Annotated in this window: 19 protein-coding genes; 9 read left to right on the top strand and 10 right to left on the bottom strand. The window is 56.6% G+C overall.

Translation table 11 applies throughout. From position 1 onward, the window contains the following. Positions 1-6 precede the first annotated feature (6 nt). The 4 genes from BLU78_RS14015 (at position 7) to BLU78_RS08985 (ending at position 6,688) form a co-directional block, all read left to right on the top strand. Positions 7-1,317: a DUF3575 domain-containing protein gene (locus BLU78_RS14015; protein WP_176791132.1), complete on the top strand. Its 1,311-nt coding sequence runs from the start codon at positions 7-9 to the stop codon at positions 1,315-1,317. Continuing rightward, positions 1,314-2,261, top strand: coding sequence for a DUF5119 domain-containing protein (locus BLU78_RS08995; protein WP_010260825.1), 948 nt, complete (start codon positions 1,314-1,316; stop codon positions 2,259-2,261). The genes BLU78_RS14015 and BLU78_RS08995 overlap by 4 nt, the downstream gene beginning before the upstream one ends. Before the next feature lie 51 nt (positions 2,262-2,312). Next, a complete protein-coding gene (locus tag BLU78_RS08990; protein WP_044106237.1) occupies positions 2,313-3,593 on the top strand; it encodes a fimbrillin family protein in 1,281 nt (426 codons plus the stop codon). Between the two features lie 113 nt (positions 3,594-3,706). Continuing rightward, on the top strand, positions 3,707-6,688 hold the full coding sequence (locus BLU78_RS08985; protein ID WP_081504089.1) for a fimbrillin family protein: 2,982 nt from the start codon (positions 3,707-3,709) through the stop codon (positions 6,686-6,688). 64 nt (positions 6,689-6,752) lie between these two features. Here BLU78_RS08985 and BLU78_RS08980 read toward each other — a convergent pair whose 3' ends face one another. The 3 genes from BLU78_RS08980 to BLU78_RS08970 form a co-directional block, all read right to left on the bottom strand. Then, positions 6,753-7,283, bottom strand: coding sequence for a GNAT family N-acetyltransferase (locus tag BLU78_RS08980; RefSeq protein ID WP_010260818.1), 531 nt, complete (start codon positions 7,281-7,283; stop codon positions 6,753-6,755). Positions 7,284-7,435: 152 nt separating this feature from the next. Beyond that, positions 7,436-8,236 carry a diadenylate cyclase CdaA gene (cdaA, locus tag BLU78_RS08975; RefSeq protein WP_010260816.1) on the bottom strand — a complete coding sequence of 267 codons (801 nt, stop codon included), beginning with the start codon at positions 8,234-8,236 and terminating at the stop codon, positions 7,436-7,438. Between the two features lie 179 nt (positions 8,237-8,415). Further along, positions 8,416-9,003, bottom strand: coding sequence for an OmpH/Skp family outer membrane protein (locus BLU78_RS08970; RefSeq protein WP_010260814.1), 588 nt, complete (start codon positions 9,001-9,003; stop codon positions 8,416-8,418). Positions 9,004-9,102: 99 nt separating this feature from the next. On the opposite strand from BLU78_RS08970, the gene ruvA reads away from it, so the two are divergent. Beyond that, the gene (gene ruvA / locus BLU78_RS08965) at positions 9,103-9,693 is read left to right on the top strand and encodes a Holliday junction branch migration protein RuvA (protein WP_010260811.1); all 591 of its coding nucleotides are present in this window, start codon (positions 9,103-9,105) and stop codon (positions 9,691-9,693) included. Between the two features lie 108 nt (positions 9,694-9,801). Here ruvA and BLU78_RS14130 read toward each other — a convergent pair whose 3' ends face one another. After that, positions 9,802-10,065 carry a hypothetical protein gene (locus BLU78_RS14130; RefSeq protein ID WP_155836575.1) on the bottom strand — a complete coding sequence of 88 codons (264 nt, stop codon included), beginning with the start codon at positions 10,063-10,065 and terminating at the stop codon, positions 9,802-9,804. A 41-nt stretch (positions 10,066-10,106) separates the two neighbouring features. Here BLU78_RS14130 and BLU78_RS08960 point away from each other — a divergent pair, with 41 nt between their 5' ends. The 4 genes from BLU78_RS08960 to dnaK all read left to right on the top strand — a co-directional run bounded on the left by BLU78_RS08960 (position 10,107) and on the right by dnaK (position 15,322). Further along, positions 10,107-10,700: a hypothetical protein gene (locus tag BLU78_RS08960; protein ID WP_020693153.1), complete on the top strand. Its 594-nt coding sequence runs from the start codon at positions 10,107-10,109 to the stop codon at positions 10,698-10,700. Positions 10,701-10,731: 31 nt separating this feature from the next. Next, complete coding sequence (locus tag BLU78_RS08955; RefSeq protein WP_010260806.1) at positions 10,732-12,321, top strand: hypothetical protein; 1,590 nt, start codon at positions 10,732-10,734, stop codon at positions 12,319-12,321. A gap of 194 nt (positions 12,322-12,515) precedes the next feature. Continuing rightward, positions 12,516-12,752 (top strand): hypothetical protein, encoded by a 237-nt coding sequence (locus BLU78_RS08950; RefSeq protein ID WP_010260803.1) that lies wholly within the window; start codon positions 12,516-12,518, stop codon positions 12,750-12,752. Positions 12,753-13,399: 647 nt separating this feature from the next. Continuing rightward, on the top strand, positions 13,400-15,322 hold the full coding sequence (gene dnaK / locus BLU78_RS08945; protein ID WP_010260802.1) for a molecular chaperone DnaK: 1,923 nt from the start codon (positions 13,400-13,402) through the stop codon (positions 15,320-15,322). A 171-nt stretch (positions 15,323-15,493) separates the two neighbouring features. Here dnaK and BLU78_RS08940 read toward each other — a convergent pair whose 3' ends face one another. From BLU78_RS08940 to BLU78_RS08920, 6 genes are all read right to left on the bottom strand, one after another. Further along, positions 15,494-16,132 (bottom strand): thymidylate synthase, encoded by a 639-nt coding sequence (locus tag BLU78_RS08940; RefSeq protein WP_010260800.1) that lies wholly within the window; start codon positions 16,130-16,132, stop codon positions 15,494-15,496. 26 nt (positions 16,133-16,158) lie between these two features. Further along, complete coding sequence (locus BLU78_RS08935) at positions 16,159-16,989, bottom strand: DNA adenine methylase (protein WP_010260798.1); 831 nt, start codon at positions 16,987-16,989, stop codon at positions 16,159-16,161. A gap of 172 nt (positions 16,990-17,161) precedes the next feature. Beyond that, positions 17,162-17,530: a gp53-like domain-containing protein gene (locus BLU78_RS14355; RefSeq protein ID WP_390620274.1), complete on the bottom strand. Its 369-nt coding sequence runs from the start codon at positions 17,528-17,530 to the stop codon at positions 17,162-17,164. 252 nt (positions 17,531-17,782) lie between these two features. Then, a complete protein-coding gene (locus BLU78_RS14350) occupies positions 17,783-18,040 on the bottom strand; it encodes a gp53-like domain-containing protein (RefSeq protein ID WP_390620275.1) in 258 nt (85 codons plus the stop codon). A gap of 137 nt (positions 18,041-18,177) precedes the next feature. Then, complete coding sequence (locus BLU78_RS14125; RefSeq protein ID WP_010260795.1) at positions 18,178-18,372, bottom strand: hyaluronate lyase N-terminal domain-containing protein; 195 nt, start codon at positions 18,370-18,372, stop codon at positions 18,178-18,180. Further along, positions 18,372-18,701, bottom strand: coding sequence for a hypothetical protein (locus BLU78_RS08920; protein WP_010260792.1), 330 nt, complete (start codon positions 18,699-18,701; stop codon positions 18,372-18,374). The genes BLU78_RS14125 and BLU78_RS08920 overlap by 1 nt, the downstream gene beginning before the upstream one ends. Positions 18,702-18,714 lie beyond the last annotated feature (13 nt).

Here is an 18,714-nt window from a genome sequence, read left to right as displayed (position 1 = left end):
TTGTGCATGTCGGTCTATTTTGCTCCCGGTTTTTCGTCCGTCACTTCCGATTCCGAACTGTACAGGCTCGACAGCCTTGCGGATCGGCTGCAATCCTTGTGTGCCGCAGCCGACGGCCGAGTTTCCGGCATTTTGGTAAAAGGGTGGACCTCACCCGAAGGTGCAGACCGGCTGAACGAACGTCTTTCCGAGAGCCGTGCCCGCGGGGTGGTGCGCTATCTGGCCGATCGTGCGGCTCTTCCCGACTCGTTGCTCGAGGCCGGGGGCGGCGGGGTGGATTGGCAGCATCTTGCAGAGGAGGCTTCCGCATGCCCGGATCTTCCGGACCGCGGGGAGGTGCTCCGCATTCTCGAAAATACGCCCGTTTGGGTGGTCCGCAACGGTCGGGTAGTGGATGGCCGCAAACGCCGCCTGGGGATGCTCCATGGCGGAATCCCGTATAACCATCTGTATAAGGAGGCTTTTCCCGCTCTGCGGCGCGCCGACATCCGTGCGGTCGTAAGCGGCGGCCCGCAATTTCCCCCCCCCTCTCACGAGCGTTCCTCTGAAACCTATTCCGACAATGTGCGTCAGCCTGCTGCCGCTCCTGCGGATTCGTGCCGTCGGTCGGAGCGGTCTGCGGCAGCGGAGGATGCCGTAACGGAGGACGTGGATGCCGATGCGTCGGCATCGCTTCCGGCGGAAGATGCGCCGGAAGGGAATTCTGTGCTGGCGTCCGAATCCGGAAACGCCCCTGAATCCGCGTTTGTCGCCGAATCTGCTGCCGAACCGGCCGTACGTGCAATGCGGGAGCCGTGGGTGGCCCTCAAAACCAATCTGCTGTATGATGCGCTTCTCGTTCCGAATGTCGGAATCGAATTCCGTTTTGCCGACCGCTGGTCGGTGGGAGCGGACTATATGCACGCATGGTGGAGCAACGACCGGAAACACCGCTACTGGCGTTGCTACGGCGGTGAGGTGACGCTGCGCCGCTATTTCGGCGCGACGCCTTTCACCGGGCACCATGTCGGCATCTACGGAACGATGCTCACCTACGATTTCGAGTTTTCGGGAAAAGGCTGGCAGAGCGACGGATTCAGCTACGGCGGCGGCCTGGAATACGGCTATTCGCTTCCGGTGGCGCGTCGTCTCAATCTCGACTTTTCGATCGGCGTCGGTTATTTCGGCGGCCGTTACAAGGAATATGTCCCGATGGACGGCTGCTATGTATGGCAGTCTACCCGGCGCCGGCATTGGTTCGGACCTACCCGGGCGCAGATCTCTCTGGTGTGGATTCTGGGCGGCGAACGCCGCAGCGGGAAAGGAGGCGCGCGATGAGAAAGACGATTTACAAACTCTGCCGCGCCGGGCTCGTTTGGCTCGTTCCGGCGGCATTGATCTCCTGCCAGCACAAGGAGTTGTGTTATGACCACAGCCATGTCGTGGAGGTGAAGGTGAATTTCGATTGGTCGGAGTGTCCCGACGCCGCGCCGCGGACGATGGTGCTGCAATTGTTCACTCCCGACGGCAGCCATTGCAACCGTTATGAGTTCGGCTCGCCGAAAGGCGGCGTCATCCGCGTCCAGGCCGGTTCCTATCGGATGCTGTTCCACAACGGCGACATGGAGAACGTCGTCGAGCGGGGAACCTGTTACGACGATTACGAGGTGACTACGGCCGCCCGTGCGTTGCTCGCTCCCATCGGACGCGGCGGGGAACAGGCTCCTCCCCGTCCCGGCGACGCGCAGGAACAGCCCGTGCGTCATGCTCCCGAACCGGTTTGGTGCGGGCAGTACGGCCCCGTGGACTGGTTGGCCGTTCCCGAGGGAGAGGAGCTGTCGGTGACGCTCGTTCCCGGACGGGCCACGGCCGTCTATACGGTGGATTTCCTTCATATTGAGAACCTCGGTTCCACGTCCAATATCGGCGCCGCCATCACCGGCCTTGCCGGCTCCTACCGCCCGTGCCACGGGAAGATGGGCGAGGAGGCCGTGACGATACCGCTCGACCTGACCCGGGTCGACGACCGGACGCTTTCGGCCCGCTTCGCGACGTTCGGCCACTGTCCCGTCGGTACGGAGAAACACACCTTGTCGATTTACACGGCCGAGAAGTGGTTCAGCCACTTCGACGTGACGGATCAGGTGCACGGAGCCGCCGATCCGGACAACGTGCATATCGTGATCGACGGCCTGCGGCTGCCCGATTCGGCGGGCGGCATGGATACGTCGGTTTCGGACTGGGACGACAGCGTGATCGAGACCGATATCAATATGAACTGATCGGGCGGAACGATTCTGAAACGAATGACAATCATATAAAATTATCCAATCATGAATTCAAAAATGAAATTGTTGGGACTGACTGGCATGATGTCACTCATGTTGGTTTCCTGTTCGAAAGATGAAATGGTGGCGAGTAATCCGGGCGATGAGATCGTCTTCAATACCCGCGTGACGCGGGCCACCGAGACGACGACCTCGACGCTGAAAGAGATCAGGGTTTACGCCGATGCGAAGGATTATTCGCAAATGTTTATCGACGGCGACGTGGCCAAGAAAGAGGAAGGCAACGAGTATTTCAAATTCGCCAAGAACTACTATTGGCCGAACGATGTGGAGACCATTCGTTTCTGGTCCTACGGTCCTGCCGACATCTTCCCCGAGGATAAGATGAAGGACCATGTGCAGATCAATGCGCAGACGCAGCAGTTCCTCGGCTGTACGCCGAAATCGGGCGTCGACAATCCCGGCAAGGAGCACAAGGACCTTGTCGTGGCCTATACTTCGGCCAACCGTCACAATGATCCGAACGTAAGCGGTTCGAATGTCAAACTCGCTTTCCATCATGCCTTTACGCAGATCGTCGTCAAAGCCAAGAACGGAGGTGCGTCCGGCGACGATTCGAAAACGGTCAAAATCAAGGGTGCGTGGATCGTCAACGTAAGGCCGACGGGCAATCTTGCCTTTACGGAGGATGCTGTTGACAACAACTATATGTCGTGGGCGGCGAAGGGCGAAAAGACGTATTACGGTCTGTCTTACGCCGATGGCCAGGAAGCTACGCTTTCGCACACATACGTTCCGCTGATCGGTGCCGACAATGATAATTCCAGCCTTATGCTCATTCCTCAGGAGTTGGAGAAGTGGGACTTGGAGGCGGACAAGCCGAACGGCAATAACGGAGCCTACATTCTGCTTCTGTGCCGTATCGAGATCAAACACGCCGGAGCGCAGCATCCCGTGGTCGAAGGCGCTGCCGGCAACGATCCCGTAATCTCCGACGGTGAATACCATTATCACCAGCTCTTCCCCGTCAGCGATACGTACAATTCAAAGGCTTACGGTTATACCTGCGTGCCCATCGACACCAAATGGCTGCCGGGCAAGAAATACGTCTATAACCTCGAATTCTGCGGCGCCGAGAGCGGTGCGGGTATCTATCCTCCGACTCTTCCCGGCGAGTTCCCCTCCGGGGATAATATCATCACCGACAGACCGGACGATAAGGAAACCGGCGATACGGTGCTGGACGATCCGATTTCGTTCAAAGTAACCTTGGAAGAGTGGACTGATGCCGGTGTGGATAAGGAGGAGACTCCTAATGTGCCGTAAATCTGCTGAAATTTGCCGTTCCCGGACCCCGGGAACGACGCTCCGTGCCGGACGCTCCTTCGGGGGTGTCCGGACGGCGTTGTAATCAGTTCGTAACGAAGAATTTACCGATCATGCAAATACGACATTCACACGGTCGCCGTTTTGTTTCCCGCATGGTGTGCGGGGTCCTCGTGTCCTGCGCGGCATGGGCGGCGACGTCGTGTACGCAAGATGCGCTCGACGGGCAGCTTCCCGATCCGAACGCACCCATGACGTTCGGCGTCGGCGTTCCCGACACCTGGGTCGACGGTACGCCCGTCCGCCCGGCCCGTGCGGAGACGATCGTCGTCGATGAACTGGCGTGTCCCGACGGCATGCAGCCGCTTTACCTCGTGACGGAGGTGTCGGAGCCTGTCGTCTCCGAAGAGACGCAGAGCGGGAGCGACGCCGCGACCCGCGGGGTGCAGATCGGTTCGGAGGGCGAGTTTCACGATTCGTTCGGCCTCTCGGGCATCTGTTATACGGGGAGTTTTCCCGCGGACGGGGCGACCGACGGCCTGACCACCAATTTCGCCCACGACATCGAGATGGTCCGCACCGCTTCGGGCTCGTGGGACGGGAAGAAACTCTACCGTCCCGGTTCGGGACGCCTGCGGTTTTTCGCCTATGCGCCCCATTCGTCCGACGAGCGGCTCAAAGGAGCTCTCCGGCAGGTGCAGCAGGCCGACGGCGGCCTGCCCCGCATCACCTATACCGTTCCCTTAAAGACGGAGGACCAGCTCGACATCATGGCCGCAACGGCCGATTGTGCAGGCAGCGGGAGCGCTCCCGTGGAGTTGAAGTTCGGCCATGTGCTGACCTCCGTCACCGTCAAAACCGGCGATGCGATGCTCGGCGGCACGGTGACGAAAGTCGAGTTCTCGGGCGTCTGGCGCACCGGAACGCACGTTATCGGCAGCGGCAGTTGGTCCGGACACAGCGATAAGGGCACGTTCACCGTGGTAAACACGGTCGAACTGCCGGATCAGTCGGACGAGAACGCTGATAATGCCTATGCCAAGCCCGGAACCCCTCTCGTGGACGGGAAACTGACCCTGCTGATGCTTCCGCAGACGTTGCCCGACGAAGCTGCGCTGAAAGTCTTTTTCACCGACGACCTGACCGGCAAGGAGCGCACGCTGACCGCTTCGCTCGGGGGTAAGAAGTGGCCCGCGGGACGCCGGGTTTCCTATTCGATTTCATCGACGGGAATCGTCATCGAACCCACCGTTAAAATCGAAACCTCCGAACCTGAGGTGCATATCAACGGCTATCTCTCCGGCGTGCAGCTTGCGGCCTATGCCCGCGTGGTGCAAAAAGACCATCCGGAGGCCACCGTCGCGCTGCCTTACGTCGTGCAGTATTCCACCGACGACGGCAAGACCTGGACCCAGGGCGGGTGGGTGCCCGACAAGGCGCCGTCGGATGGGGCCGATCCCGCAGCGAAGGTCGCGGGACGGCTGAAGCTGGACCCGCAGTCCTCCTTTACGGCGCAGCGGGCCTCTTTCTCGAAAGAGCAGCTTGCGGAACATCTCGGATCGGAATCCGATCCCTACGATCTGTCGAAAGGCGGCGAGACCGCGAACTGCTACCTCGTGCACAGCCCCGGCTACTATAGCCTGCCGACGGTCTACGGCAACGCCCGCACGGCAGGGGAGAAATCCTATAAGTATACGGGTTCTGAGGAGGACATTCCCGAAAAAGTAAAGGCTTTTATCCTGACCCATTTCGTCGATCATAACGACCAGCCGATTTCGGGTCCCAAGATTGAGGGTGTGGCCGATGCCGTGCTCGTGTGGCAGGACGCTCCCGGACTGGTGACCGATGTGAAATACGAGAACGAGATGGTCCGCTTCCGGGTTGCCGAGGAGCGGCTGACGCAGGGAAATGCCGTTGTCGCCGTGCGCGACGCCTCGGGAACCATCCTTTGGAGCTGGCATATCTGGGCCACCCATTACATCTGGGACGGGACGAAGGACCTGACGGCGACGACATCCAAACCAAATGTCGACGGACCGACGAGCGTCGCCTTTGCACCCTGCAACCTGGGCTTCTGCGAGCCGCGCAAGGGCAACGACGCCCGCAAGTTCCGCGTCCGCTTCGTCTTTACGCTTCCCGACGGGAAGAATACGACGAAAAACGTCGATGTCGAAGGGGAATTCACCCAGCCGGAGATCGTTGCGTCGATGGCGGGCGACAACACTTACTACCAGTGGGGCCGCAAGGAGCCCATGCTTCCGGGCATCTATAACAAGGAGGTTCGGGATGCGGCGGACGGGAGCAGCGACACGCAGTTCAATATGATCGACAAGCCTTATTACGTCGATTATGAGAAGTATAAGTTCCGGCAGCAGGATAACATGAATGACCTCGGAGAACCGATCGGAGCGACGATCGGCGAAGCGATTAAGGGGCCTTATATCTTCTTTAAACACAATATGAAGTCAGAGGAAGGGGAGGAATCTTATTTCCGACGTCACTGGCACAGCGGCGAGGGTAGGACGCCCAACGGTCTTAAAACGATTATGAACTATTGGAATTCGCAGCTCGATCAGATTTCTACGTCGGGGACGGCTGCGGCTCCGAATGGATTTACGGTTACGAAAACCATTTACGATCCGTGCCCTGCCGGCTATCATATTCCTGCACCCAATGCTTTTGCGGCATTCGGGCCCAAGGCCGGATCGACTAAGTTCTCTGAGATTAATTCGCCCTATAAAATCGAAAATGTTTTCGATCCAGAAAACAAGTATCGGATCGGTTGGAAGCTTTTCCTGAACGAGACCGACGGCGGTCCCGAGATTTTCTTTCCGGCGACCGGTCTGCGCGACATGGGACTTAATACTGAGTCAAAACAGAAGCCGCCCTTTCCCGAGGGCCGGGATAAAGATACGACATGGCCCGCATTCGCTGACGTGACGTTCGTGGCGACAACCGGTTTTGCGCATTCGGATGGAACGGAATCCTATCAGTCCTTGTTGTTTTATCTGGATAATCGAAATAGCGGCAGTATTAACATAAGTGTCAGTACGAACAACGCATACGGGTTCACCGTGCGTCCGGTACACGATTGATAAGGAGTTGTATCGAAGCCTTTAAATGCAAAGTCCGCGGCCCCTCGGGCCGCGGACTTTTGCGTTATTCGGTCCGGATGTAGTAGAGGGCGTGTCTCCGCAGGGGATGGCCCTCCGGCAGGCCGGGGTGGTCGAACTCCCCGACGCACTCCATGCCGAGTTTCTTCATCACGTTCAGCGAACGTTGGTTCCCGACGTAGGCGAAGGCGATAAGCTCCGGGATGCCGAGTTTCGCGGCGTGCGCGATGCAGGCCCGGGCGGCTTCGGTGGCGTAACCCTGTCCCCAGGCGTTGTGACGCAGGCGCCAGAGTATCTCCACCTGCCCCTCCATGCCGCCGGAGTAGGTCACGCGGTGCAGTCCGGCGAAGCCCAGCAATTCACCGTCGGAAAGGCGTTCCACGGCGTAGGCGCCGAATCCCTCGGTCGAGAACTCGTCGCGGATGCGGTCCATCAGGGCTTGCGACTCCGCATCCGTCAGCGGTGCGGGGAAAAACTCCATGACTCGCGCGTCGGCGTTCATGGCGGCAAAAGCCGGCTGGTCTTCCTCCCGCCATGCGCGCAGTGCGAGGCGGGCCGTTTGGGATGGATAAAGCATAATTTATGTTTTGGGTATTTTGGGCTGTTGCGGGAGCGCGGAACGGGAAATCCGCATTTTTTGATGTATTGCCCTCAAAATTAGGGGCGTGGGCCGGGTGGTTAGCTCTTTGTCGTACCGTTGCCTCTGAGAACAGGCTTTTAAGCCTGCGTTTATTCTGCGACCTCTTTTTTCGAGCGTTTGCGTGAATTGATCGTCAGGTAGCGCTGCAGGGTTTGTTGCAGCCGGACGGGGTCGATGTCGAGGCGGATTTCGCCGCCCTGCGCGATCGAGATGTCGCCCGTCTCCTCGGAGACGACCACGATGATGGCGTCCGAGATTTCGCTCATGCCGATCGCTGCGCGGTGGCGCGTGCCGAACGACTTGGGAACGTCGCTCTGCGTCACCGGAAGGATGCACTTGGCCGCCACGATCCGGTCGCCCTCGATCAGTACGGCGCCGTCGTGCAGCGGGGCGTTTTTGAAGAAAATGTTCTTCAGGAGCGCCGTCGAGACTTTGGCGTCGAGGGCGATGCCGCCCTCGGCGATCAGCCGCAGGTCGCTCTGCTGGCCGATGACTATGAGGGCCCCGGTCTTGGTCTCCGACATTTCGCGGCAGGCCGTGACGATGGGCGCCACGTTGGTCTGCACGGTGTCCTCACCCGTCGAGAAGATGCGCGAGATGAAGTTGAAATGCTTCTGCCGCATGCCGATCATCTGCAGGAAGCGCCGCAGTTCGGGCTGGAAAACGATGATCAGCGCGATGGCCCCCACCGAGATCAGCTGCCCGAGGATGGTCGACAACAACTCCATGTTCAATGCCCGCACGACCACCCACAGCAGGTAGATGGCGATGATTCCCGAGAGGATGTACGGTGCATTGGTGCCTTTCGTCATGCGGTATATCCAGTACATGATGACGGCAACCAGGATGATGTCGATAAAATCGACGAATGTGAACGGAACGAATCCCATTGTTTGTCGGCGTTATTTAGTTTACAAAGGTACAAAAAAATCGGCCGGAGCCAAAACCGAACCGCATCCGGTCCGGCAAAACCTTCCGACCCCCAAAAAGTGCCGTTGCGGCACTAAAGGTACAAAAAAATACCGACTTCCGTTTAGCGGGGAAGCCGGTATATCGATTTTTGCGGCGGCTATTTCTTCTCGGCTTTCTTGTCCGCAGCGTAAAGCTCGTTGACCTTCGCCAGCACGGCGGGGGTGATGTTGAGCGTCGTGTCGGCGTCGATGAGCGCCGTGGCGTTGATAATCAGTTTGTATTTCTTGTCGGCGTTGATCTCCTGCACGGCACGCTGCAGCAGGTCTTGGGCCCGGTTGGTGAACACGTAGTTCTCCTCGTCGAGCGTCTGGGCCTCTTTCTGGGCGTTGGCCTGGTAGGACTCGGCCTTCTTCTGGATGTTCTCCTGCTGGGTCTGCGCGTCGCGCGAGGTGATAAGTCCCTTCTGGTACTTCTCCTGCAGCTGTGCGGCCTCGGCCTGAAGTCCCTTTTCACGCTGCGCCCAGCTCTTCTGCGCCTTCTCGGTCTTCTCCTGGAGCGCTACGCCTTCGGTCTTGTAGAGGTCGCACTGCGCCAGCACGGCTTCGACCTGGACGTATGCGATGTCGCTCGAAATGACCTGCTGTGCAACCGCTTCGGCCGCATCCCCGGTCTGCTCTGCGGTTTTCGTGCCGCAGGCCGCGAGGACGAGAGCCGCAGCCAGCGCCGGAAAGAGAGTTTTTTTCATGTCGTTTTTCTATTTGAAAAGTTAATTATTCTGCGTTTGAGTCACAAAGGTAAAAAAAAATCTTTACTTTTGTCCAACCCGCATTAAAATTTGATTTTCATGTACGAATACATCAAAGGCGCCGTCGCCGAAGTCGCTCCCGCTTATGCCGTTATCGATGCCGGCGGGGTAGGCTACTACCTCCATATTTCGCTCGAAACCTATGCCGCCGTCGAGCACGCCGCCGAGGCAAAACTCTATGTGCACTACGTCGTGCGCGAGGACGCCCAGCTGCTCTACGGCTTCTCGACGAAGGTCGAGCGCGAGGTGTTCCGCCTGCTGATAAGCGTCTCGGGCGTGGGCGGCAATACGGCCCGCATGATCCTTTCGACCTACTCGCCGCACGAGTTGCAGGGCATCATCACCTCGGGCAACGCCGTGCTGCTGAAGAACGTCAAAGGGCTGGGCCTCAAAACGGCGCAGAAGATCATCGTCGAGCTGAGCGGCAAACTGGCCGTGCTGGGCGCCGATGCGGCGGGTGACGCTCCCCTGGCCGGAGCCGACGGAGGCTGTTTCGACGAGGCCCTTGCCGCATTGGTCATGCTGGGATTCGCCCGCGCCGCCGCCGAGAAGGTCCTGCGCGCCGTGATGCGCGAACTTCCCCGGGCTTCGGTCGAAGAGCTGATTCGTGCGGCTCTCAAACGCTTGTAGGATCAAAAAGTCCGGCCTTTAACACGAAAAAGTCCTTTTGCGGGAAAGTGTGCCGGAATTTGCTCCTCCTTTTGTTTGGGCGAATTATTTGTGCTATATTTGCACCGCCTAATCAAAATGTTTTGCCTCACCTAGTTTTTTGTGTTTATGGAAGGAATTCCCGTTGGATTTATTTTTATCCTCCTTGGTGTCGTCGCCGCAGGTATCGTGTTCACGATGCTCGTTTACGCGTGGAAACAGCGTAAACTGCAGCGACTCAAAGACCCGCACAAGGATTATTACAGACGGAAGTGACGGCCGGGATTCCGGTTCTCCTTCTTTTTTTGTCCGCCGGCATGCCAGGCGGACGTTTTTTTTTCGTTTCTTGTTCATAAATCGGATTGTTTTATGTAAATTTGCACGATTATATGCCGATGAAACGACTTATCACCCTGTTGAGCCTGGCCCTGCCCGTGCTGTTGAGCGGTTGCTCCGACGAGAAGGACATCCTTCCCGAGCAGCGCCAGAAGATCGTCTCGTACCTCGAGAAGACTCACGCCCCGGCGCTCATCCCCGAGGCGTCGGTCGGTGAGGACGGGCAGCTGCCGTTCTACACCACGGCGGGCAGCACGGTCTACCGGTATATCGTCAATTATTACCGTCCCGACCGGGAGTCCGATCCGGAGGTTACGGCCGATTCGAAAGTCACCATTACTTTCCGGGCCTACGTCTTCAGCTATTCGAACATTACGGACTCCACGTTTCCGTTCTACTCGAACGATCCGCTGTTGCTGAAGGCTTATGAGGACCTGGGGCTGACGCCCGGGGCTTGGTCGTTCGAGCCGCTGACGCTCGATATGCGCGGCGACATACTAAAAGGGCTCCGGCATGCGTTACTTGGTTGTCGCGCGAAGGACGAGGTTGAGGCATACATGACTTACAACGAGGCTTTCGGCGACAAATATTTCACGACGATCCCGCGGGAAAGCCCGGTCGCGTGGTATTTCAGGGTCGAATCCGTCGAATAAACAAACCCGAAAAAGAACCGTTTAACAAAATATGAAATTGATCACCCGTTTTCTGTACCTCCCGGCAGCCTGCATCGTGCTGCTGGCCTCCTGTGCCAAAGAGCAGACCGAGTCGTACGATAAGTTCGAGGACCAGGCCCTCGAGGCGTATATGACGCAGAAGCATCCCGAATTGTTGGAAAATTTGCAGACCGAGGGCGGCTATTACGTCGATGTGCTCGAGCCCGGCAAGGCCGATGCCAAGCCGGTGAACGATACGATCTGCTGGGTGAAGTTCGATTTCTCGGGCCGCGACCTGAGCGGCAACATCGCCCTCACGCGCCGCGCTTCGGAAGCCTACCAACTCGGGACCTTCACCAAATACACCCACTACGTGCCTTATTACCGCTACTGCGGCACTGCGAACGCCGGTCTGATCGAGGGCACATACCTGGCCATGCGCAATACGCTGTATCTGGGCGAGAAGTATGCAAAAGACAATAATCTCGACCGGGAATTCCTGCTGCGCGAGGGTGCCAAGGTGCGTCTCTATATGCCTTCGCGTGTCGTCGGTTCGGGCGGTCTGGGCGGCGACGGCGGTTACGAGGGTCAGTATTCGCTCAGCGCCAAGCGTCCCCTTATCATGGAGATGGAGGTTGTCGGCATCGACAAAAATCCGCTGGAAGCCGAAGGTTCGCTGGTCGACGCCTTTGCTAAGGGGAATGGCGGGATGGTGATGTACACCAAGGACGGGGAGGACGGTACCGAAAAGCGTCCGACCGACCCAAAGGATGAGAAGCATCCGTACAACCGTACCGAGCGGTGGGTTTCCGCCTGCGACACCGTGGCGCAGCTCTATGTCAATGTCAAATACGATCCGGCCAAGACGCTGGCAGGGGACAAGTTCACGTTTACGTTCTCCGACCCGGAGAATAACGTCAGCAACAAGCCCTATAATGTCGGTTACGAGCCTTATAATGGTTCCGATCTGGAGAAAGATATTGCTGATGTCTTGGTAAAGCGTTTCCACGGCGAAGGCGACGACTACAAGGCCTATGAGGGCGTCGACAAACTCGAATCGGATTCGGTCGGGCTCGACGGTACGGCCAAGATCTGGTATATCGGCCGTTTCCTCGACGGTTTCATCTTCGATACGAATATCGACGAAGTGAAAGAGATCATCTACGGTGAAGTCACGTCCGAAGGCGAAGCGCTCTCCTATAAGCCGGAGGACGGCGGGCTGATTACGGCTTTCTACTACACGGTGCCCAACCTGCGTTACGGCCAGTGGGCGGCGTTCGTCACCACTTCGACCAACGCCTACGGGACGAGCGGCAAGAGCGGAAGTTCGACCACCTCGTCGTCGGGCAACGGCTATTCGTCGAGCTATTACGACTACCTGAACTATCTGAACTATTCGCAGATGTATTACGGCAACAGCGGCCTTTACGGCGGTTATTACGGCGATTATTACGGTTACGGCGGTTTGGGCGGCTACGGTTACGGCGGCGGTTATTACGGCGGTTACGGTTATGATTACGGATCGACGGGCGAAACCTCGACCACGACGACCGTGACGACGGAAATCCCTTCTTTCGCGCCGCTGATCTTCCAGTTCTACATCGAGCCTGCGGAGGATTGATCCGCGTGTCGCACAACGGTTTCAGACTACGGAAAACCCTGCTTCGGCGGGGTTTTTCTTTTGCCCCGGAATGCCTTTCGTTCTTTTTCGCGCGTGTTTCATTTTAATTCCACTTTTTCAGGCAGAAATTTTGCAAATACGCAAAATTGTACTAACTTAGTTGTGCAGAACCATCAACCAAAAATTCAAGGGATATGATTATCACATTTAACGAGTTGCGCCGTATCAAGGACAGGCTGCCCAGCGGCAGCTCGCAACGCATTGCAGATGAGTTGGGAATCGATGTGGACACGGTCCGGAACTATTTCGGAGGCAAGCACGAGTCGAAAGAATGTGTCGGTGTGCATTTCGAACCGGGTCCGGACGGGGGCGTCGTCACGTTGGACGACACGACGATTCTCGACGTTGCAATGCGTATCCTGAGCGAGTAAAGTTATAGCGATTAAGTCCGGCATCCGCCGGGGAAAGCCTGCATTTCGCAGGCTTTTTTTCGATTCTCACGGGTGCCTTTCGCCATGCCTTGTCCGCCCCGAACGGGAAATACTTCTGTATGTCCCGTCCGGGACGAACTGCGTTATGACGAAATTTGTTCCGCGATAATCAAAAACACCCCATCGGATACGGCAGGTGCGTCTTGCGTGGGTAGGGGAGGTCATTCCGAGCGAACGGAAGCGAGCGTGGGAATCCGTTGGAAGCGTTGTGAGGTCGCGGCATTCAATCGGATTGCCACGGCACCTGCGCTGCCTCGCAATGACGGGGAGGCGTAGAACCGGAAGAGAGCGTCCCGGCAGACCTTCGCCCCTAAACCGGCGTCTTACGCGGGCGGGAGCGCAGAATTTGGATGGAAAGCATTTCGGCAGGCTGTCGCATCCTAAATCCCGGCTCTTAGCCGGGTGACAAAATGCCGTGCGGTGACCCGGCGTATGGCATTTTTCTGCCATCGGGCTGACAATTTGGCAGGGATTGCCGTTTGGTACAACCTTTGTTCAAATCTTGGGCATAACCCGCGACCGGGGCTGGAAAGCAGACCCGGAGTGCGAAAAAGGAAATAGATAACAATTAAAACATATTTACGATTATGGCAAAGATTATTGGTATTGACTTAGGAACTACGAACTCCTGCGTAGCAGTGATGGAGGGCAGCGAGCCCGTTGTAATACCCAACTCCGAGGGACACCGCACGACCCCTTCCGTCGTGGCGTTCACGGCCGAGGGCGAGCGTAAGGTGGGTGATCCCGCCAAGCGTCAGGCGATCACCAACCCCAAGCGCACGGTCTTCTCGATCAAGCGTTTCATGGGTGAGGCCTACGACAAGGTTTCGGCCGACATCGCGCGCGCTCCCTATGCGATCGTCAAAGGCGACAACAACACCCCGCGTGTGGACATCGACGGACGGCAGTATACGCCGCAGGAAATTTCGGCCATCATCCTGCAGAAGATGAAGAAGACGGCCGAGGATTATCTGGGCCAGGAGGTTTCGGAGGCCGTCATCACGGTTCCGGCCTACTTCTCCGACTCGCAGCGTCAGGCTACGAAGGAGGCGGGCGAGATCGCGGGCCTGAAGGTGCGCCGTATCATCAACGAGCCTACGGCCGCAGCGCTGGCTTACGGTATGGATAAGAAGTCGAGCGACATGAAGATCGCCGTGTATGACCTGGGCGGCGGTACGTTCGATATCTCGATCCTCGAGCTGGGCGACGGCGTCTTCGAGGTGAAATCCACGAACGGCGACACGCACCTGGGCGGCGACGACTTCGACCACGTGCTGATCGACTACATGGCCGAGGCGTTCAAAGCCGAGCATCAGATCGACCTGCGTCAGGACCCGATGGCCTTGCAACGTCTGAAGGAGGCCGCCGAGAAGGCGAAGATCGAACTTTCGTCCTCGACCACCACGGAGATCAACCTTCCGTATATCATGCCCGTCAACGGCATTCCGCAGCACCTCGTGATGACGCTCACCCGCGCCAAGTTCGAGCAGTTGTGCGACCACCTGATCCGCAAGACCATCGAGCCTTGCAAACTGGCCCTGCGCGATGCGGGTCTGGATGCTTCGCAGATCAACGAGGTGATCCTCGTGGGCGGTTCGACGCGTATCCCCGCGATCCAGAAGATCGTCGAGGAGTTCTTCGGCAAGACCCCGAACCGTTCGGTCAACCCCGACGAGGTCGTGGCTATCGGCGCCGCCATTCAGGGCGGTGTGCTCACGGGTGAGGTGAAGGACGTGCTGCTGCTGGACGTTACGCCGCTGTCGCTGGGTATCGAGACCCTGGGCGGTGTGATGACGAAGCTCATCGACGCCAACACGACGATCCCGACGCGCAAGTCGGAGACCTTCTCGACGGCTGCCGACAACCAGCCTTCGGTGGAGATCAACGTCTGCCAGGGCGAGCGTCCGCTGGCCCGCGACAACAAGTCGATCGGCCGCTTCCACCTCGACGGCATTCCCGCCGCACCGCGCGGTGTTCCGCAGATCGAGGTTACGTTCGACATCGACGCCAACGGTATCCTGAATGTTTCGGCCAAGGACAAGGGCACGGGCAAGGAGCAGAAGATCCGCATCGAGGCGTCATCGGGCCTTACCGAGCAGGAGATCCAGCGGATGCGTGACGAGGCTAAGGCCAACGAGGAGAAGGACAAGGCCGAGAAGGAGCGTATCGACAAGATCAATGCTGCCGACTCGAACATCTTCTCGACCGAGAAGCAGTTGAAGGAGTATGGCGACAAGTTGCCCGCCGACAAGAAGGCCGCCATCGAGACGGCGCTCGGCAAGCTGAAGGAGGCGCACAAGAACGCCGACGTGGCTGCCATCGACACCGCGATGGGCGAACTGAACGCCGCATGGCAGGCCGCTTCGCAGGATATCTACGCTGCTCAGCAGCAGGCCCAGGGTGCACAGCCCGGAGCCGATGCCGGCCAGCAGTCGCAGTCGAACGCCGGCGGCCAGCAGGGCGGCGGCGACGGACAGCCCGAGGATGTGGAGTTCGAAGAGGTTAAGTAAAACCTCCGGGGAGAACCCCCGTCAAACATAACGCGAAGGTATAATCCGCAAAACGAAATGATCGGCAAAAATAGAACGAATCGATGATTTTCCAAAATCGAAACGTACACATTAAAGACATTTCATACTGTAATAGAACGGCGTTAGAATTACTTTCTAATGCCGTTCTATTTAGACGTTCAGTTCGAACTTTACATTCTCCTCACCTTCGATCAATTCATGGGTTTTCCCGATATTATTTTCGTATATATGTACGTTTCCAAGGTTCAACGTAATTGATCTCAAAGGCAGGTCAATTTGCCTTGTCATTAGGTATAAGTGGTAAATATCGGCAGGCAGGCCGAGATTTGCATCGGAGCTGCGCTGGTATGCAGACAATACCAATTCCCCCTCGTCAATTTGGAACTGCACCAGGCTCAAACACGGAGCTTGGTTGCTTTCTGCGTCGGTTGCTCCCAGAAATAGTACGTAGTTTTTGCTGTTCCGCTTCTCTTTGTTGATTTTTGCAATAAGCGGCGGAAGTTTTTCGAAATAAGTCGGGTAGCTGTTCACGAGAATGGCTCCGCAATAATCCCACCAATTTATTCCGGCGGCGCGGTATTTCTCCACACAACGCTCTCCCTGCATGAACAGATGCAACTCGCTTTTGAGTTTCTTGCGGGCGATATTATGTCCCTCGAAGATTTCGAGCAGATCGCCCGGAGTAAGGGATAGCTGCTCGTTCAGGAGATATTTAATATTTCCTTTCTTGTTACTCTGAACCCTGCCAAATGCAAGTATTTTATCTAAAATCGCGTAATACTTATTCATTAAATTATTAACTATTATTGTTTTCGTCATATCCGCCTATATAGCATAATATCGGTATATTTGGAATTATGGTTTATCGTCACGTTGAACTCCCGGCGCTCGGCCCCTTCGAATGGATTGCTGTCGAACTGCGTGCGCGTGAACCAATCAATGAGCTCAACGATTTGCGATTTAGTGGAAGTGAAATACACGTATGATTTCCCCTGCAGTACCTTGAGTACATCGAGGTAATCGGCCAATCGCCAATAGCACTTATACGGGCCTACTTCGGTCGAGAGATACGGCGGATCGACGAGGAATACCGCACCGGGTACGTCCTTGTATTGCTCGAACAGTTCGCGGTAGTCCTGCTTCACGATCTCGACCCCATCCAAATAGCCTTCTGCCGAAAAGTCAGTCTGCCGAACTGTATTGTAAAACCCATCTTTCGCCAACTCGTCGAACGAGGTCACATATTTCCCGGAGAACAGCAACGATCCCGAAAGGGTAATATAATCGACAAGCCCGGTTTTTTCTTCCTCGGCCACGCGGTCGAGGATTTGCTTTTGCAGTGCCTCCGACAGTCGTTGGTTCCTGGAAATTCCCCCCCCCACAAAATTCCGGATGTCGGCCAGCAGAGCGTTGGTTCGAGGTATGTTCTGCAGGCGCAGGTGGAAGTCATCAAAGTCGTTATACACGACCTGCACATCGGGCCGCTCCTGCTTTGCCACATGCGACAGCAGACCGCTGCCGCCGAACAGATCGACGAATACTGTAGCCCCCGGAAAATGTCCGAGTGCCTTTCTAAATTCGCCGACGAAGCGGCGCTTCTGCCCCATGAACGGCAACGGGGCTGAATTGTAAAGGTGTTTCTTCATTCAATCAAATAAAAAAGAGTATATTTGCAACCTCACCACGTACTAAAAACGCCGTAGCACATCCGAAGGCTTTAGCCCTCGGTGGATGTGTTACGGCGCATTCGTTCTGCTGTACGTGGTGAGATACTACAACAGACCGGGGGCTTTTTTCATGCCCCTATTTTTCATGTTTCTATTTCCATCGGCCTATTGCGAACCAGTATATGGGTTCTCCTGCCGGATGTGCTCCTGCGCTCTCGGCATAACTTTTTCGGGCTATGAAATATGATGCGGTTTTGCTGTTTACGGAAGCGGATGCAACGCCCGTTTTAGCACCGAAAGCCACCGTCGTGATTACACAATAAGGCACTGCGTAAAAGGTTATCGGGAAATAAACGGTTATGGTCCCCGTTGAGTCGCCTCCGGTGTTATACCCCCATTGTAGCAGTATCCCGTCGGGTGCTTTGTAATAACCATTGGTTGAAAACAGCTTTTCCAGCGAAACGTTCGCAAGGTCCTTCGCTGCCTTGTTATTCCACGTCGATTTTTCCGAGTCAGACACAAAAAGGTGTCTGCCATCCTGCTCTACTCGCTCGGCGGGGATATTGCCCTCAAAATCCCCCCCCCGGCATACGGGAGGGCATTCCACGGGGTCGCACCATCTCCGAGCTTATGCTTGCCCGTGTCTGCTTCGTAGACCACTTCGCCTTTGAGCAGTACAGGGTTCTTTGTGGCGAGAGTCGCCGCATTGTATGCCGGATGCTGTATCCGGCCATTGATATTATCTGCCATGATTGAAAGTGTTTGTTTCCATCTATTTCCATCGTCCTATTGCCAACCAGTAAAAAGGCCATCCGGAACGTCCCTGTGAACTGCCTTCCTTCCAGTTGAGAATAGCCGAAAAATAAGACGTTGTTTTGGCTGTTATGTAACAGGAAATGCTACCGCTGTATGCTGTATCTGTGGCCGTGGGGACTGCAAGTACTATTGGAGGAGTAGCGTAAAAAGTCATTGGAAAATATACCGTATGCGTACCGTTTGAATTTCCCGCTCGTGTACCCCATTGAAACATCAGTCCGTCCGGGGCTTTGTAATATCCGTTATCCGATAACAGTTTTGTAAGCGTTACGTTCGACAAGTCCTTCGCAGCCTTGTTATTCCACGCCGATTTTTCCGTGTCAGACACAAAAAGGTGTCTGCCATCCTGCTCTACTCGTTCGGCGGGGATATTGCCCTCAAAATCCCCCCCCCGGCATACGGGAGGGCATTCCATGCCTTCACGCCGTCCCCGATCTTATGACGGCTTGTATCGGACTCGTAGACGATTTCTCCGGCGAATAGTACGGGATTCGCCGCGGCCAGCGCGGCTGCCGTGTACATCGGGTGTTGTATACGTCCTTTCATTATCCTATCTGTGTTTTTGCCTGCAATTTGCATTGCTCGGCGTATTCAAAATATGCTGCGAACTCGTCCGGCTTCGTGTCCCGCTGGCGAAGTATCGCCAGCTCGTCGGCGATTGAGTACCGCTCCCAGATCAGCGATTGCACCTTCTGTTCGTAAGTCGGTGTCGGAGTAGCATCGACGCACTCCGTCAGAATCGGGTGGCCCTGCTCATTCTCGGTAATCATCATGCCCGCGGCCTGCCCGTCGAGCAGTTCATGCCACCGTTCCTCGGTGATCTCCACGGCCCCGTCGATGGGGGCGTCATAAAATCCTTGCTTCCAGTATTTCATAATCTTTCGTGTT

Source organism: Alistipes timonensis JC136 (assembly GCF_900107675.1).
Classification (GTDB): domain Bacteria; phylum Bacteroidota; class Bacteroidia; order Bacteroidales; family Rikenellaceae; genus Alistipes; species Alistipes timonensis.
Note: the sequence above shows the minus strand (reverse complement) of the source record. Positions and strands in the feature narration are given on the sequence as shown.